Annotated in this window: 16 protein-coding genes; 7 read left to right on the forward strand and 9 right to left on the reverse strand. The window is 72.2% G+C overall.

Going from position 1 to position 15,340, the window contains the following annotated elements; translation table 11 throughout:
* Nucleotides 1-8 precede the first annotated feature (8 nt).
* The gene (locus tag OG792_RS07600; RefSeq protein WP_329108513.1) at nucleotides 9-2,624 is read left to right on the forward strand and encodes a bifunctional acetate--CoA ligase family protein/GNAT family N-acetyltransferase; all 2,616 of its coding nucleotides are present in this window, start codon (nucleotides 9-11) and stop codon (nucleotides 2,622-2,624) included.
* Between the two features lie 40 nt (nucleotides 2,625-2,664).
* Here OG792_RS07600 and OG792_RS07605 read toward each other — a convergent pair whose 3' ends face one another.
* Together OG792_RS07605 and sigB are read right to left on the reverse strand one after the other, a co-directional pair.
* Nucleotides 2,665-3,021 carry a YrdB family protein gene (locus OG792_RS07605; protein WP_329108514.1) on the reverse strand — a complete coding sequence of 119 codons (357 nt, stop codon included), beginning with the start codon at nucleotides 3,019-3,021 and terminating at the stop codon, nucleotides 2,665-2,667.
* A 119-nt stretch (nucleotides 3,022-3,140) separates the two neighbouring features.
* Nucleotides 3,141-4,187, reverse strand: a complete 1,047-nt coding sequence (gene sigB / locus OG792_RS07610) for an RNA polymerase sigma factor SigB (protein ID WP_329108515.1) — start codon at nucleotides 4,185-4,187, stop codon at nucleotides 3,141-3,143.
* Nucleotides 4,188-4,464: 277 nt separating this feature from the next.
* On the opposite strand from sigB, the gene OG792_RS07615 reads away from it, so the two are divergent.
* Nucleotides 4,465-5,253 carry a sporulation protein gene (locus tag OG792_RS07615; protein WP_329108516.1) on the forward strand — a complete coding sequence of 263 codons (789 nt, stop codon included), beginning with the start codon at nucleotides 4,465-4,467 and terminating at the stop codon, nucleotides 5,251-5,253.
* 93 nt (nucleotides 5,254-5,346) lie between these two features.
* Here OG792_RS07615 and OG792_RS07620 read toward each other — a convergent pair whose 3' ends face one another.
* Both OG792_RS07620 and OG792_RS07625 read right to left on the reverse strand, forming a co-directional pair.
* Entirely contained in the window at nucleotides 5,347-6,831 is a 1,485-nt protein-coding gene (locus tag OG792_RS07620) for a DUF7782 domain-containing protein (RefSeq protein ID WP_329108517.1), read from the reverse strand.
* A gap of 102 nt (nucleotides 6,832-6,933) precedes the next feature.
* Complete coding sequence (locus OG792_RS07625; protein ID WP_329108518.1) at nucleotides 6,934-7,374, reverse strand: cupin domain-containing protein; 441 nt, start codon at nucleotides 7,372-7,374, stop codon at nucleotides 6,934-6,936.
* Nucleotides 7,375-7,686: 312 nt separating this feature from the next.
* Here OG792_RS07625 and OG792_RS07630 point away from each other — a divergent pair, with 312 nt between their 5' ends.
* Nucleotides 7,687-8,253 carry an HhH-GPD-type base excision DNA repair protein gene (locus OG792_RS07630; RefSeq protein WP_329108519.1) on the forward strand — a complete coding sequence of 189 codons (567 nt, stop codon included), beginning with the start codon at nucleotides 7,687-7,689 and terminating at the stop codon, nucleotides 8,251-8,253.
* Nucleotides 8,254-8,275: 22 nt separating this feature from the next.
* On the opposite strand, the gene OG792_RS07635 is transcribed toward OG792_RS07630, so the two are convergent.
* On the reverse strand, nucleotides 8,276-8,593 hold the full coding sequence (locus tag OG792_RS07635; protein WP_329108520.1) for a hypothetical protein: 318 nt from the start codon (nucleotides 8,591-8,593) through the stop codon (nucleotides 8,276-8,278).
* 7 nt (nucleotides 8,594-8,600) lie between these two features.
* Nucleotides 8,601-8,888 (reverse strand): hypothetical protein, encoded by a 288-nt coding sequence (locus OG792_RS07640; protein WP_329108521.1) that lies wholly within the window; start codon nucleotides 8,886-8,888, stop codon nucleotides 8,601-8,603.
* 105 nt (nucleotides 8,889-8,993) lie between these two features.
* Between OG792_RS07640 and OG792_RS07645 the strand changes: the two genes are divergently transcribed.
* Nucleotides 8,994-9,350: a DUF3099 domain-containing protein gene (locus OG792_RS07645; protein ID WP_329108522.1), complete on the forward strand. Its 357-nt coding sequence runs from the start codon at nucleotides 8,994-8,996 to the stop codon at nucleotides 9,348-9,350.
* A 66-nt stretch (nucleotides 9,351-9,416) separates the two neighbouring features.
* On the opposite strand, the gene OG792_RS07650 is transcribed toward OG792_RS07645, so the two are convergent.
* The 3 genes from OG792_RS07650 to OG792_RS07660 all read right to left on the reverse strand — a co-directional run bounded on the left by OG792_RS07650 (nucleotide 9,417) and on the right by OG792_RS07660 (nucleotide 12,284).
* Nucleotides 9,417-10,043, reverse strand: a complete 627-nt coding sequence (locus OG792_RS07650) for a hypothetical protein (protein WP_329108523.1) — start codon at nucleotides 10,041-10,043, stop codon at nucleotides 9,417-9,419.
* A gap of 412 nt (nucleotides 10,044-10,455) precedes the next feature.
* Nucleotides 10,456-11,355, reverse strand: coding sequence for a carbohydrate kinase family protein (locus OG792_RS07655; protein ID WP_329108524.1), 900 nt, complete (start codon nucleotides 11,353-11,355; stop codon nucleotides 10,456-10,458).
* On the reverse strand, nucleotides 11,352-12,284 hold the full coding sequence (locus OG792_RS07660; protein WP_329108525.1) for a pseudouridine-5'-phosphate glycosidase: 933 nt from the start codon (nucleotides 12,282-12,284) through the stop codon (nucleotides 11,352-11,354). Before OG792_RS07660 ends, OG792_RS07655 begins: the two co-directional genes overlap by 4 nt.
* Nucleotides 12,285-12,388: 104 nt before the next feature.
* Between OG792_RS07660 and OG792_RS07665 the strand changes: the two genes are divergently transcribed.
* From OG792_RS07665 to OG792_RS07675, 3 genes are all read left to right on the forward strand, one after another.
* Nucleotides 12,389-12,607 (forward strand): DUF3039 domain-containing protein, encoded by a 219-nt coding sequence (locus tag OG792_RS07665; protein ID WP_329108526.1) that lies wholly within the window; start codon nucleotides 12,389-12,391, stop codon nucleotides 12,605-12,607.
* Nucleotides 12,608-12,646: 39 nt separating this feature from the next.
* Nucleotides 12,647-13,327: a trimeric intracellular cation channel family protein gene (locus tag OG792_RS07670; protein ID WP_329108527.1), complete on the forward strand. Its 681-nt coding sequence runs from the start codon at nucleotides 12,647-12,649 to the stop codon at nucleotides 13,325-13,327.
* A 181-nt stretch (nucleotides 13,328-13,508) separates the two neighbouring features.
* Nucleotides 13,509-15,230, forward strand: coding sequence for a DEAD/DEAH box helicase (locus OG792_RS07675; protein WP_329108528.1), 1,722 nt, complete (start codon nucleotides 13,509-13,511; stop codon nucleotides 15,228-15,230).
* Nucleotides 15,231-15,340: the final 110 nt, after the last annotated feature.

The raw sequence follows: 15,340 nt of genomic DNA on the forward strand, positions 1-15,340 counted from the left end.
AGCCCGCAGTGATCGGAGGCGAGCGCGCAGTGGTCGACGGCCCACCGGACCGCTCGGCGGACGTGCTGCTGCGCGACGGCACCACCGTCCACCTGCGACCGATCCGGTCAGACGACGCGGACGGCATCGTCGCCATGCACTCCCGGTTCTCCGACCGGACCCGCTACCTGCGCTACTTCTCGCCGTACCCGAGGATCCCGGAGCGGGACCTGAACCGGTTCGTCACCGTCGACCACCACGACCGGGAGGCGTTCGTGGTCGTCGCGGGGGAGCGGATCCTGGCCGTCGGCCGGTTCGACAAGCTCGGGCCGGGAGCCACCGACGCCGAGGTCGCGTTCGTGGTCGAGGACGCCCACCAGGGGCGCGGCATCGGGCCGGTGCTGCTGGAGCACCTCGCCGAGGCGGCCCGCCGGGAGGGGATCACCCGGTTCGTCGCCGAGGTGCTGCCGTCCAACGCCACCATGCTGCGGGTCTTCTCCGACTTCGGCTACCAGGTCGCGCGCCGGTACGCCGACGGCGTGGTCCACCTCAGCTTCCCGATCGCCCCCACCCGTGAGTCGCTGCGGGTGCAGTGGGGCCGCGAGCACCTGACCGAGGCCCGGTCGATTGCCCGCCTGCTCGCCCCGACCGGCATCGCCGTGTACGGGGCCAGCGCCACCGGGCAGGGCATCGGCGCCGCCATCCTCGGGCACCTGCGCGACGGCGGTTTCACCGGACATCTCGTACCGGTGCACCCGAGCGCGGCGACGGTCGGCGGGCTGCCCGCGTACCCGGCGGCGGCGCAGGCGGGCGTACCGCTGGACCTGGCCGTCGTCGCGGTGCCGCCGGAGGCCGTACCCGATGTGCTGGCCGACGCGGCCGGTGCCGGGCTGCACGGCCTGGTGGTGGTCTCGGCCGGGTTCGCCGAGTCCGGGCCGACCGGCGCCGCCGCCGAGCGTGACCTGATCCGGGCCGCGCACGCCGCCGGTATGCGGGTGGTCGGGCCGAACTGCCTGGGCGTGGCCAACACCGACGAGCGGGTACGCCTCAACGCCACCCTCGCGCCCCGGCTGCCGTCGCCCGGTCGGGTCGGCTTCTTCAGCCAGTCCGGCGTGCTCGGGGTGGCGTTGCTGGCCGAGGCCGAACGCCGTGGGCTGGGCCTGTCGAGTTTCGTCTCGGCCGGCAACCGGGCCGACGTCTCCGGCAACGACCTGTTGCAGTACTGGCAGGACGATCCCGGCACCGACGTGATCCTGCTCTACCTGGAGACCTTCGGCAATCCGCGCAAGTTCGCCCGGCTGGCCCGCCGGATCGGCCGGACCAAACCGGTGGTGGCGCTCGCCTCGTCGGCCCGGCTGCCCGTGCCACCGTCGACCGGGGTGCCCGACCCCGACCCCGTCCCCACCGGTCCGGACGTTGCCGCGGTCACCGCCCTGTACGCCCAGTCCGGCGTGATCCGGGTGGACACCGTCGCGGAACTCTTCGACGTCGGGGTGCTGCTGGCGCAGCAACCGCTGCCGGCCGGCCGCCGGATCGGGATCGTCGGCAACTCCACCGCCCTGGCCGACCTCGCCGCGATCGCCTGCCGGGCGTACGGGCTCACGGTTGCCGCCGGCTACCCGCGCAACGTCGAGCCGCAGGCCACCGCGCACGACTTCGCCGACGCGCTCGCCGACGTCGCGGTCGACCCGGCGGTGGACGCCCTGCTGGTGCACTTCGCCCCGCCGCTGCCGGGTCAGCTCGTCGGCGACGACGCCGACTTCACCTCGGCGGTGGCGAGCGTGGCGCTGGCCGGGGACCGGCCGACGGTGGTGACCTTCCCGGTCGGCCGCCCGCCGGACGGGGTGCCGTCGTACCCGTCGGTGGAGGAGGCGGTACGGGCGCTGGCCCGGATGATCGGTTACGCCGACTGGTTACGCGAGCCCATGGGTGAGCTGGCCGAACCGGCCGGTGTCGACCGGGACGCGGCACGTGACGCCCTGCACGACGACGGGCCGGACCTGGCCGAGCGGCTGCTCGCCGCGTACGGGATCCCGGTCGTGCCGTCGACGGTGGTCGGCTCCGAGCGGGCGGCCGTGACGGCGGCGGACGTCCGGGGTTACCCCGTCGTGCTGAAGTCGGCCACCGAGGGGCTGCGGCACCGGCTCGACCTGGGCGCGGTCCGGCTGGACCTGGCCGACGAGGAGGCGGTGCGCCGGGCGTACCGGGAGATCGCGGCGCCGTTCGGGGACCGGGTGCTGGTCCAGCCGATGGTGGCGCCGGGGGTGGCCTGCGTGGTCGAGGCGACCGAGGATGCCGTGTTCGGCCCGGTGGTCGGGTTCGGGCTCGGCGGGGTGGCGACCGAGTTGCTCGGTGACCGGGCCTGGCGGGCGGCGCCGCTGACCGACCGGGATGCCGCCGCGCTGATCGACGGGCCACGGGCGGCGCCGCTGCTGCACGGCTACCGGGGGGCGGCGCCGGTCGACCGGGCCGCGCTGGTCGACCTGCTCCAGCGGGTGGGCCGGCTGGTGGACGAACAACCACGGGTACGCACGCTGCGCCTCAACCCGGTGCTGGCGCGCCCCGACGGGGTGGCGGTCCTGCACGCCGAGGTCCGGCTCGGCGATACAACCATCCGCCCCGACACCGGCCCCCGCCGCCTCTGACCGCTCCACCGCCGCTGACCGGCCCCGGAGGGTCACCGGCTCAGCGGACCACCCGGCCGTCGGTGTCGCTGCCCAGTCGCCACAGCAGGAGCCGGTTGCCGGCGGCGAGCACCGCCAGGGCGGCCCCCAGGTACGGGTGACCGCTGGCGACCAGTACGGCGGTCGCGCCGCCGAAGACCACCCACTCCGGGATGAGGCGCGCCGGGTCGGCCAGCTTCCGGTCCGATCGTGGTGCGACCCAGCGGCCCCAGATCAGCGCGGCGGCGACCGGGAACAGCACGGCCAGCAGCAGCCGTTGCCACAGCTGGGGCCCGCCGGCCAGCCAGCCGCCGTAGGCGAGTGCGACCAGCGCGCAGAGTTCGAGCAGGAATCGCAGGCAGAGGTTGGCGATTCTCATTCCCGAACTCTCTCACCCCGTCCCCGGACAACGGCCCCGGTCGGTGCACCCGGACGAGCGAAGGACCCCCGGTCGACGCGAACCGCTGTCGACCGAAGGTCCTTCCACACGCCGTGACGTCAGCTCGCGTACGCCTCCAGGCGGTCGGCGCGGGACGGGTCGCGCAGCTTGAGCAGGGTCACCTTCTCGATCTGCCGGATCCGTTCGCGGGACAGACCGAATTCCCGTCCCACCTCGTCCAGGGTGCGCTGCCGGCCGTCGTCGAGCCCGAACCGGAGCCGGATCACCGCCTCCTCCCGCTGCGACAGGGTGGCCAGTACGATCTCCACCTCGTTGCGCAACTGGCCCCGGGAGACCGCGTCCCCCGGTTCCTCGCGCGGGTCGACCGAGGCGACGAAGTCCCCGAGGGCGCTCTCGCCGTCCTCGCCGACGGCCTGGTCGAGGCTGACCGGCTCCCGGTCGTACGAGATCAGTTCGATCACCTGGAACTCCGGTACGCCCAGCGCGACCGCGACCTCGGCGACGCTGGGTTCGCGGCCGAGCGTGGTGGCCAGGTCGCGGCGGGCCCGGACCATCCGGTTGACCTGCTCGACCATGTGCACCGGGATGCGGATGGTGCGGGCCTGGTCGGCCATGGCGCGGGTGATGGCCTGGCGGATCCACCAGGTGGCGTAGGTGGAGAACTTGTAGCCCTTGGTGTAGTCGAACTTCTCGACGGCGCGGATGAGGCCGAGGTTGCCCTCCTGGATCAGGTCGAGGAAGGCCATGCCGCGCCCGGTGTAGCGCTTGGCGATGCTGACGACGAGCCGGAGGTTCGCCTCCAGCAGGTGGTTCTTGGCCAGCCGGCCCTGCGTGGCCACGGTTTCGAGGTCCCGTCGCAGTGCCACCGGCAGGTCGCCGGTGAGCTTCTCCTCGGCGTAGAGGCCGGCCTCGATCCGCTTGGCGAGATCGACTTCCTGTACGGCGGTGAGCAGCTTGGTCCGGCCGATGCCGTTGAGGTAGGCGCGGACCAGGTCGGCCGAGACGCCCCGCTCGTCGGTGGCGTCCAGGTCGACCAGCACGTCGGTGGTGGTGCTGTCGACAACCGGGCTGTCGGCAATCTTGCTGTTATCGGGCCCGATGACGGCGGCCGGGTGCAGTTCGTTCTGGATCATCTCAAGGACCATCTTCAGTCGCCTCCCCGCGTCGACTAAGTGGCGCGTACCGGCGGCCGTGTGGCGCCGATGGGAACAGCTTGGCGGGCGGGGCGTGAAGCGGAGGTGAGGCGATCGTCCACGTGGCATGAAACCGGGAGTTGTGGGCGGTGGCTTACCGGTTTTGATGGCTTAAGTCGATAATGTTCTGGGCGTTCGGTCGGTAACCGGGGCTTGCCGGGGCCGGTTACTGTGCCACCGATTGGCCACCGGGCCACCGACGAACGCGAACGAAAGCCAGGAGGACGGCGTGGTCTTCAAAAGACTCATGCAGGCGATGGGTGTGGGCGGCCCATCCGTGGAAACCGTGCTGAACAACCCGAACTGCCGTCCGGGCGGCCAGCTTGAGGGACGTATCCAGATCAGCGGGGGCGACCACCCGGTCGACATCGAGTACGTCGCGCTCGGTCTCGTCACCCGGGTCGAGGTGGAGAGCGGCGACGGCGAGTACGACACCACGCAGGAGTTCCAGCGCCAGCGCGCCACCGGCGCGTTCCGGCTGGAGGGCGGGCAACGGCACGAGATCCCGTTCCGCTTCGAGGTGCCCTGGGAGACGCCGATCACCGAGGTCTACGGCCAGCACCTGCACGGCATGACGATGGGGCTGCGGACCGAGCTGGAGGTGGCCCGCGCGGTGGACAAGGGCGACCTCGACGCGGTTGCCGTACATCCGTTGCCGGCGCAGGAGCGCATCCTGGACGCCCTGCTGCGGCTCGGCTTCCGCTTCACCCGGGCCGACGTCGAGCGCGGCCGGATCTACGGGGTGCAGCAGACGCTGCCGTTCTACCAGGAGATCGAGTTCTACCCGGCGCCGCAGTACGCCCGCGCCATCAACCAGCTCGAACTGACCTTCATCGGTACGCCCCAGCACCTCCAGCTCGTCCTGGAGATCGACAAGCGGGGTGGCGTCTTCACCGAGGGACGCGACGCGTTCGGCCGGTTCACGGTCGACTACGCCACCGCCGACCGGACCGACTGGGTCACCCAGCTCGACGGCTGGCTGCGCCAGTCGATGAGCCAGCGCGGCCTGTTCTTCTAACCGCGCGCACGCCCCGCCCGTCCCGCCCGCCGTTTGCCGGGCGGGACGGGGCCGGGACCGCTCAGCGGTCCGGCAGGACCGTCCGGGGGACGGTCAGTCCGTCTCGGGAGCGATCAGACCCCGCTCCACCAGGTGCTCGATAATCGGCCCGGCCGCCTCGGCGAGATCCTCGGCCGGCACCTCGTGCGCGATGGCCAGCACCGCGAGCTGCTCGCGCAGCGGCACCCGCCCGTCCGCGCCGCTGACCAGGGCCAGCACCAGCGGGTCCACCTCCTCGCTCCAGCGCAGCCCGTGCGGGTTGGCGAGCACCTGACGGTCCACCGCCCAACCGTCCGGACCCATGGTCGCCTCCTGGCGCAGTTGCAGGCCCTCCGCGATCCGGTAGCGGGTCGCCAGCAGCGCCTCGGCATCCTGCGCCCGGAGCCAGTCCTGACGGTCGAACCAGGCGGCGATCTGGTCGCCCATCGGCGGCTGCACCGGCTGGCGCAGGTCCTCGACCCGGACCACCGGGTGGTCGTGCCCGGCCCGGCGCAGGTTGATCACCCCGAAGCCGACCGCCTCCACCTTCTGCGAGTCGAACCAGTCCAGCCAGGCCGCGATCCGGTGCGGGTCGGTCGCCTCGCTGGCGTCGGCCAGCCACAGGTCGACGTACGCCATCGGGTCGGCCACCTCACGCTGGATCACCCAGGCGTCCAGCCCGGTGCCGGCGAACCAGCCGGCGACCCGCTCGCCCCAGTCCTCCCCGGCGACGTGCACCCAGTTGGCGAGGTACTGCATGGTGCCGCCCTCGGTCAGCAGGTCCGGCGCGGCGGCGGCCAGTTCCGCCGCGATCCCGTCACCGACCCGGCCCGAGTCACGGTAGCTGTGCGTGGTGGTGCCCGGCCCGACCACGAACGGCGGGTTGCTCACCACCAGGTCGAACCGGCGACCGGCGACCGGCGCGGTCATGTCGCCGTGCAACAGCTCCCAGCGCTGGCCGTTCAGGGCCGCGGTGGTCGCGGCGAACCGCAGCGAACGGGGAGAGACGTCGGTGGCGGTCACCCGGCCGGCGTGGGTGGCCAGGTGCAGCGCCTGCACCCCGGAGCCGGTGCCGAGGTCGAGGGCGGTGTCGACCGGCCGCCGGAGGGTGGCGCCGACCAGCGTGGTCGACGCGCCACCGATGCCCAGCACATGGTCGGCGGCCAGCGGGCGGCCCGGCCGGGCGCTCGCCGGCACGTCGGACAGCGCCCACCAGGCGTCCCCGTACGGCTCCAGGTCGATGCCCTGGCGCAGGCCGCCGTCGGCGCGCTCGACCAGGCCGGCGGCGAGGGCGTCGGCCAGCGGCAGCGGGGCCAGGGCCGCCGCGACCGCCGCCTCCGGTTCGGTCTGCGCACAGACGAACAGCCTGATCAGCGTGCCGAGCGGGTCCCGGTCGGCAGTGATCCGCAGCGCCGCCCGGAAGTCATTGCGGGCCATCCCGCTGGTCGCCTGCGGACCGAGTCGCCCGGCGATGCCGCTGGACGTGTAACCGGCGTTGGTCAGTGCCGTGCGGAGCTGGTCGACGCCGGCCGCGGAGAGGAGCATCTCGTTTTCGTCCACCCCGCCATCCTGCCGGTTGGGCCCGAGTCGGCCGGGCGCAACCCCGGCAGAACCCGTACCGGCGGGTCGCCGGCCGTCCGGCCCGAGGGCGGTCTCCGCCGGTCAGCGCAACTGGAAGTCGGCGAAGTCGAAGCCCGGCGCCACCACGCAGCTCACCAGCACCGGCTCGTCGCCGGCCGGCACCGCGGCCTGCCACACCCCGCCGGGAATCAGCACCTGCGGCCGCTGGCCGGCGGCCACGTCGGCACCGAGCAGCACCTCGTCCGGGTCGGCCGCCGGCTCCGCCCCGGTGCCGCCGAAGCGCAGCGTCAGCGGTCCGCCGGAGTGCCAGAACCACAGCTCGTCCGAGCGGACCAGGTGCCAGCGGGACTCCTCACCCGGAGCGAGCAGGAAGTGGATCGCGGTGGCCGCGTTGCGCGCCGCGGCGTACCCCTCGGGGTGGAAACTGTGCGCGGACCGCCAGGTTTCGCGGAACCAGCCACCCTCGGGGTGGGGTGAAAGGTCGAGCAACGCGGCCAGGTCGGGCCGGGACGGCGTGGTCACGGGTCGGTCTCCTCCTCCGGTACGACTACCGTCCGCCACGGCCCGGCCGGTGCGGGTCCGGCGCCGGACCGGGTTGGCGCGGGTCCGGCAGCGGACCGGGTGGCGGACGAACCGGTCGGGGTAGCGGCGACCGGCCGTCCCGAGGTTAGCCGGCGGGGGCCGAACCGGGACCGTGGCGCGGCCGGAACGTGGCGAGGAGCGGGGCCGGGCGGTGGACGAGTCCGACGGCGCGCCTGGTGCGCACCGCCGCCCGACCGGTACCGCCCCGGCCCGGTCACCTGCGGCCGGGGTCACAACCGGCATGATGGTGGCATGAGCTTCTCGTTGCCGATCGCCCCGGAGGCGAACGCGCTGCTTGACCGGGATCCACTGGCGGTGCTGATCGGGCTGACCCTCGACCAACAGGTGACCATGGAGAAGGCGTTCACCTCGCCGCACGTACTGGTGCAGCGGCTCGGGCACGAGCCGACCGCGGCCGAGCTGGCCGACTTCGACCCGGACGAACTGCTCACGATCTTCGCGACGCCACCGGCCCTGCACCGCTTTCCGAAGGCGATGGCCGCCCGGGTCCAGGAGGTGTGCCGGGTCATCTCCGAGCAGTACGGCGGTGACCCCGCCGCCCTGTGGCGGGACGCGGCCGACGGTGCGGAACTGTTCAAGCGGATCCTGGCCCTGCCCGGCTTCGGCAAGCAGAAGGCGCAGATCTTCGTCGCCCTGCTCGGCAAGCAGTACGGCGTACAGCCCGCCGGTTGGCGCGAGGCGGCCGGCGGCTACGGCGAGGAAGGCGCGTACCGCTCGGTCGCGGACATCGTCGACGACGAGTCGCTGGCGAAGGTGCGCGCCTACAAGAAGGAGATGAAGGCCGCCGCCAAGGTCTGACCTCGACCCGTCCGGTGGTGGCTCAGGCTGCGGTCGGGTGGGCGAGCGCCGCCAACGCCCGGCGTACGTCGGCCAGCGACACCGTCGCCGAGTCGTCCAGGTCGGCCAGCCCGGCCTCGATCCACTGCCGCATCAGGGTGGTGACCCCGATGCCCCGCGCGTCGGCGGCGGCACGGACCCGCTCGTAGGTGTCCAACGGCAGCCGTACGGACCGGCTGACCATCGGCACATCGGTGTCGGGCGTGGGCAACTCGACCGGTTGGCTCTCGTCGATCAGGTCCGCGAGCCGGTCGCCGCCCTCGTGGAAGTACTTGGTCGCGTCGTGTCGGTTCATCGTCATCGCCCCCTCATCGTCGCCATCCCCGGATCGCCTCGTCGTAGCGCTTGGACTCGCTGTCGCTGAGGTCGCGTGCGGAGAGGATGTCCCAGTCGTTGTCGCTGTGGTCGGCCTCGGCCAGCAGGATGGCCAACCGGCGCCCGCGACGTGCGGTCGCGTACATGACCATCACGTCGTCGCCGAGGTGCCGGATGACCCGCCGCGAACTGTGCAGGGCCTCCCAGACCTCGCCGGGGGTGACGCCGTAGACCCTCAGGTTGCCCAACGCCTCGTCGGTGAAGCTGAACCTGCTGCCCACGCGGGGGAGCGTACCACGTACGTAACACGGACGAGTCCATTCGCTTTTCGCCGACACCGCCGGCGAAGTGCGAGGATGGGCAGGCATCCCATGCGGAGGAGGACCGTGGTGAAGCACCAGGCGTACCAGCCGATCCTGATCACCGACGCCTCACAGAGCCAGCAGGACCAATTGCACAGCCGCCAGGTGCGCTACGTCGTGATGATGTCGATCCGGGTGGTCTGCATCGTCGCCGGTGCCGTCCTGGTCGGTGTCAAGGCACCCCTGCTCTGGCTCTGGCTGCCGCTCTGCGCCGTCGGCATGGTCCTCGTACCGTGGCTGGCCGTGCTGCTCGCCAACGACCGGCCGCCCAAGGAAGAGCACCGCTTCGGCGCCCGCCGCCGCCTGCGCCACCTGGACGACACCCCGCCGCGCAGCCTCCCCGCCGAGCGTCCGCACCCCGTCATCGACGTCGAACCCTGACCCGACCACGACAAAAGCCGGGCCCCCTCTCGGGGACCCGGCTTCCGTATTCGCTGTTCGTATTACTTACTTGGTCCAGACGTCCTGCACGATGTGCGCGGCCTGGTTCTCCCACTGCGCGTACGCATCCGGGAACGCCGACACCTGAACCTTCTGCGCCGCATCCGTCAACGGCATATCCTGCCAACCATCAACCTGCTTCAGATTCTTCAGGAACGCGGTCGTAGCGTAGGCCGGGTCCGTGATCTGCTCCGGCGTACCCCAACCCGAACTCGGCCGCTGCTGGAACAGGCCCAGCGAGTCGTGGTCGTTCATGTCACCCAGATGACCCAGGTTCTCCAACTTCGACTCCTGCATCGAAGTAGCGACCGCGATCACCGCACCACGCTCACCCATACCCAGCTTCTTCGCCGTATCCGTGATCGCCTTGGCGTTATCACGCTGGTCCTTGCTCAGGCTGATGTTCGACTGCGCACCCTGCGTACCGTGCGGCACGAGCTTGTCCATGCCCGGCTTGTCCGAGGTCACCTGCGCGACCGTGGTCATCGCCGGGGCGGCACGCTCCGCCGGAGACGCGAACGCGTGGCCCACCGGCCCCGCAACAGCACCACCGATAAAGGCCAGGCCGGCAACACCCAGAGCAGTCTTACGAACAAACGAAGTCTCAGCAAAAGTGGTGAAAGTCGTCTTCACGATGGTTCACCTTTCATTCGGGGGTACCCGACGCGCGCCCACAAGGGGAAAGGCGCCTGCGCTCAGGTGAGAAGTACGAGGCCACAGCACACACGAGGCGGGGGGATCATGCCCCGGCGCTGCTCCGGTCGTACGCGATGTATAACCGACCCGACCCCGCCAACATTCCGCCAACCGACCCCCGACCCGAGTCGATCAACCCCAAAAACCTCGCACCCCCGACACCCCACCCACACAGACCACTAATACAGAGAAAGAGTGGCTATCCCGGACGGGATAACCACTCACTCACTGAAAGAGTGCGGGTGTCTGGTTTCGGGGGCGGCGTGCCCCGCGTCGGGATCAAGCCTGACCGCCCAGAGCGGGGCACGCCGCCCCCGAAACCCCCCACGCCGCCCCCGAAACCCAAGACTCAATGAACCGGCCGCGCACCAACAAGGGATACCGCCAAAGCGCCAACCTCGCCACCCGAGGCCAGCGCCTCCGCCGCCCCCGCCCCGCCCGTCCAGGCAGCGAGCAGACCGGCCGCGAAGGCATCCCCCGCCCCGGTCGCGTCCAGCACCAGCACCCGTCGGGCGGCCGCCTCGACCGTCGGGCCGCCCCGCGAAGCCCAGACCGCTCCGTCCCCGCCCCGTTTCACCACCGCGTGCCGTACCACCGTGGTCAACGCTTCGGCCTGGGCATGGGGACCCGCCGGGCCGGCGAGCACCGCCGCCTCGTCCGCGTTGGCGAGGAGCAGGTCGACGTCGCGTACCCAGTCCAGGAAGGCCGCCGCGCCGACTTGCCGCAGCGGCTCGGCGGAGGCCGCGTCGACGCTGGTGGTGAGGCCGCGCTCGCGGGCGGCGGCCAGCGCGTGCCGGCCGGCGTCGCGGGACCCGGCGTCCAACAGGGTGTACGCGGACAGGTGCAGGTGCCGGGCGTCGGGTGCGCCGGCCAGGGCGGCGTCCAGGTCGGCCGGTGCCAGTCGCAGGTTGGCGCCCCGTTCGCTGACCATCGTCCGCTCGTCGGCACCGGCGAGCACGATCACCGTGCCGGTCGGCGCGTCGGCGCAGCGGCGTACGGCGCAGTCGACCCCGACGGCGGCCAGCTCGGCCACCCGCGTACGCCCGGTTTCGTCGTCGCCGACGACGGCGACCAGGGTCACCGGGTGGCCGCGCGCGGCCAGCCAGGCCGCCGTGTTGGCGGCCTGGCCGCCGCCGGTGAGGCGGATGCCGGCCGGGGTGTCCGAGCCGGTCGCCAGCGGCCCGGAGAGCACCGCGAGCACGTCGGTGACGATGTCGCCGACCGCGATGATCCGTGCCGCCCCGCTCATCCGGCGGTGCTGCCGTCGCGGGTCGCCGCCACCGCGATCCGGCCGGCGAGCGTCGCGTTGCGCAGGATGATCCGTACGTTCACCGCCAGGCTGGCGCCGCCGGTGGAGGAGTGGAAGTGGGAGAGCAGGAACGGCGTCACGGCCTTGCCGGTCACCCCGTCGCGGGCCATCCGGGCCAGCCCGTCGGCCAGGGTGCGGTCGTGCAGGTCCGGGTCGAGTTGTTCGTCGACCGGCAGCGGGTTCGCCACGATCACCCCGCCGGGTTGTACGCCGTGGTCCGCCCGCGCGGCCAGGACCGCGGCGATCTGTTCCGGCGTCTGCACCGACCAGTCCAGGTCGAACCCGCTGTCGGTGATGAAGAAGCCGGGGAAGCGGAGGGTCCGGTAGCCGAGCACGGTGACGCCGAGCGTTTCGAGTCGTTCCAGGGTGGCGCCGACGTCGAGGATCGACTTCACCCCGGCGCAGACCACCGCGATCGGGGTCCGGGCCAGCGCGGTCAGGTCGGCCGACTCGTCGAAGGTCTGTGCCGCCTCGCGGTGCACCCCGCCGAGCCCGCCGGTGGCGAAGACGCCGATCCCGGCGGCGGCGGCGACCGCGCTGGTCGCGGCGACCGTGGTGGCGCCGTCGGCGCCGATCGCGGCGGCCACGGCGAGATCGCGTACGGAGAGTTTGGCCACCCCGTCGGTGCTGGCCAGTCGGGTGAGCTGGGCGTCGTCCAGGCCGACCACCAGTGCGCCCTCGACCATGCCGATGGTGGCGGGTACGGCACCGGTGGCCCGTACGGCCGCTTCGATCTCCCGGGCGACCCGGAGGTTGTCGGGCCGGGGCAGCCCGTGCGAGACGATGGTGCTCTCCAGCGCCACGATCGGGCGCCCGTCGCGTCGGGCGTCGGCCACCTCGGCGCCGTAGCGGATGTTGAACTTGGTCACGTTGATCACCGTACGGGGCCGACCGGCGGGCGTTCCGGTGGACCCTGGGGCAGTGACCTGCCAAACTGGAAAGTTGCGGGGTCATTCTGGGAGGTAATGCCGACGTGAGCACCGAGGTTCTCGAACGTCCGGAGTTGAAGGACGCGGACACCGGGCCGGAGATGTTTCATTATGTCCGGAAAGAGAAGATCGCTGAAAGTGCGGTCATGGGGACCTTCGTGATCGCCCTCTGCGGCGAGACGTTCCCCGTGACCAAGGCGGCCAAGCCGGGTTCACCGGTCTGCCCGCAGTGCAAGGAGATCTACGAGTCGATGCGTGCCTGACCCGCCGACGGGATCCACCCGAGCGCGTAACATTCTGCGGTGACCACCGCGACCGCCCTGTTGCTGGCCGATCTCACCGGCGTGGCCGTGTTCGCCGCGTCCGGGGCGTCGGCCGCGGTGGTGAAGCGGCTCGACCTGTTCGGAGTGGTCTTCGTCGGCTTCGTCGCCGCGCTGGGCGGTGGGATCTTCCGTGACCTGGTGATCGACGAGGTCCCACCACTGGCCTTCGCCGACTGGCGGTACGCGGTCACCGCCGCGCTCACCGCGGCGGCGGTCTTCTGGCTGCACCCGCAACTGGCGCGGCTGCGTACGGCGGTCCTGGTCCTCGACGCGGCCGGCCTCGGCCTGTTCACCGTCACCGGCACGCTCAAGGCGCTCGCGGCCGACGTGCCGCCGGTGGGTGCGGTGCTGATCGGCATGCTCACCGCGATCGGCGGCGGGCTGGGCCGGGACCTGCTCACCGGGGAGATCCCGGTGGTGCTGCGGCGGGAGATCTACGCGGTGGCGGCGCTGGCCGGGTCGATCGTGGTGGTCGCCCTGGACTACGCCGGGGTGACCGGACCACTGCCCCTGGTCGCGGCGGTGGTGCTGATCTTCGGCCTGCGCCTGGTGGCACTGCGTCGGCGCTGGTCGGCGCCGGTCCCACTGGTCGACGATCCGGGAACCGGTGACACCATCCGGCCGTCGTCGGAGCGCGGAGGCGAGCGCCGGGGAGTGTGACCAACGGTGCGGTGGTGTCGCCTGGGGCGGCCCGCCTCCGCTGGTTATGCTGGGACGGCCTTCGCGCGCCACCTGGGTCGCGGAGGCGTTTTCATGGTCCACCGTCATCGCTGCCACCGCCGCGCCGCGGCCCTCCGGCCCGCGAGAGCGCGGTCCCGGTAGCCGAAGGGGAGATTCTCGCGTGGGTGCCCGACTGCCGGCGATCGACACCTTCCCGGCGCTGCGGGACTGGCAGCGCAAGGCGCTGGTGGGATACCTGCGACGGCGGTCCGAGGACTTCATGGCGGTGGCGACGCCCGGCGCCGGCAAGACCACCTTCGCCCTGCGGATCGCCGCCGAGCTGCTCGCCGACGGCACGGTCGAGGCGGTCACCGTGGTCGCCCCGACCGAGCACCTGAAGACCCAGTGGTCGCAGGCCGCCGCACGGGTCGGGATCCAGCTCGACTCCGCGTTCCGCAACGCCGACCTGCACTCCGCCACCGACTTCCACGGCGCCGTGGTGACGTACGCGCAGGTGGGCATGGCGCCGCAGGTGCACCGGCGGCGGACGATGACCCGGCGCAGCCTGGTCATCCTGGACGAGGTGCACCACGCCGGGGACTCCCGGACCTGGGGCGACGGGGTCAAGGCGGCCTTCGAGCCGGCCGTACGCCGGTTGATGCTCACCGGTACGCCGTTCCGCTCCGACGACAACCCGATCCCGTTCGTGACCTACGAGCGCGGCGGTGACGGGCTGCCCCGCTCCCGGGCCGACTCGATCTACGGGTACGCCGACGCGCTGCGCGACGGCGTGGTGCGCCCGGTGATCTTTCTTGCCTACTCGGGCGAGACCCGGTGGCGTACCAACGCGGGCGACGAACTGGCCGCCCGCCTGGGCGACCCGATGACCCCGGACCTGATCGCGCAGGCGTGGCGGACGGTGCTGGACCCGGCCGGTGACTGGATGCCGCAGGTGCTGCGGGCCGCCGACGCCCGGCTTCAGGTGCTCCGGGCCGGCGGGATGGCCGACGCGGGCGGGCTGGTGATCGCCACCGACCAGCAGGCGGCTCGGGCGTACGCCCGGCTGATCGAGCGGATCACCGGGGAGAAGGCAGTGGTGGTCCTCTCCGACGACGTGGGTTCGTCGGCCCGGATCGCCTCCTTCGCCGAGTCGGACCAGCGCTGGATGGTCGCCGTACGGATGGTGTCGGAGGGGGTCGACATTCCCCGCCTCGCCGTCGGCGTGTACGCGACCAGCGCCTCGACCCCGCTCTACTTCGCCCAGGCGATCGGCCGGTTCGTCCGGGCCCGCCGGCCGGGGGAGACGGCCTCGGTCTTCCTGCCGAGCGTGCCGCACCTGCTGGGGCTGGCCAGCGAGTTGGAGGCCGAGCGGGACCACGTGATCGGCGAGCCGAAGAAGCGGGAGGGCTTCGAGGACGACCTGCTCGAACGGGCCCAGCGCGAGGAGAAGGCCAGCGGTGAGCTGGACAAGCGGTTCGAGGTGCTGGAGGCGACCGCCCACCTGGACCAGGTGATCTTCGATGGTGCGTCGTTCGGCACCACCGCCCAGGCCGGTACGCCGGAGGAGGAGGAGTATCTGGGCCTGCCCGGCCTGCTCACCGCCGACCAGGTGTCGGTACTGCTGAACAAGCGTCAGGCCGAACAGTTGGCCGCCAAGCGGCGCCAGGCGGCGAACGAGCCGGTGCCAGCGCCCCGCGAGCCGTCCCGCCCGAGCAGCGCGGCGGAGCGACGGGTCGCGCTGCGGCGACAGCTCAACACCCTGGTCGCGGCGCACCACCACCGGACCAACCTGCCGCACGGAAAGATCCACGCAGAATTGCGCCGGCTCTGTGGCGGCCCGCCGAGCGCCCAGGCCACCATCGAGCAGCTGGAAGAGCGGATCGCCACGATCCAGACCCTCTGACCGTCCCACCACCCGATCGGGTGGTACGAACGCCGCTGGGCCTGGTGTCCCGTTCGTGCCGGTGGCACCGGCAGGGGATCGGGATGAGATAGACGACCGGAGGTGCCCGT

This window comes from Micromonospora sp. NBC_01699, from assembly GCF_036250065.1.
GTDB lineage: Bacteria > Actinomycetota > Actinomycetes > Mycobacteriales > Micromonosporaceae > Micromonospora_G.

What these genes read in the sequence shown, in the direction of transcription:
- OG792_RS07605 (WP_329108514.1), bottom strand. Translation starts at nt 3,021, where the DNA reads ATGAGAATCGCCAACCTCTGCCTGCGATTCCTGCTCGAACTCTGCGCG.
- sigB (WP_329108515.1), bottom strand. Translation starts at nt 4,187, where the DNA reads ATGGTCCTTGAGATGATCCAGAACGAACTGCACCCGGCCGCCGTCATC.
- OG792_RS07630 (WP_329108519.1), top strand. Translation starts at nt 7,687, where the DNA reads ATGAGCTTCTCGTTGCCGATCGCCCCGGAGGCGAACGCGCTGCTTGAC.
- OG792_RS07635 (WP_329108520.1), bottom strand. Translation starts at nt 8,593, where the DNA reads ATGACGATGAACCGACACGACGCGACCAAGTACTTCCACGAGGGCGGC.
- OG792_RS07655 (WP_329108524.1), bottom strand. Translation starts at nt 11,355, where the DNA reads ATGAGCGGGGCGGCACGGATCATCGCGGTCGGCGACATCGTCACCGAC.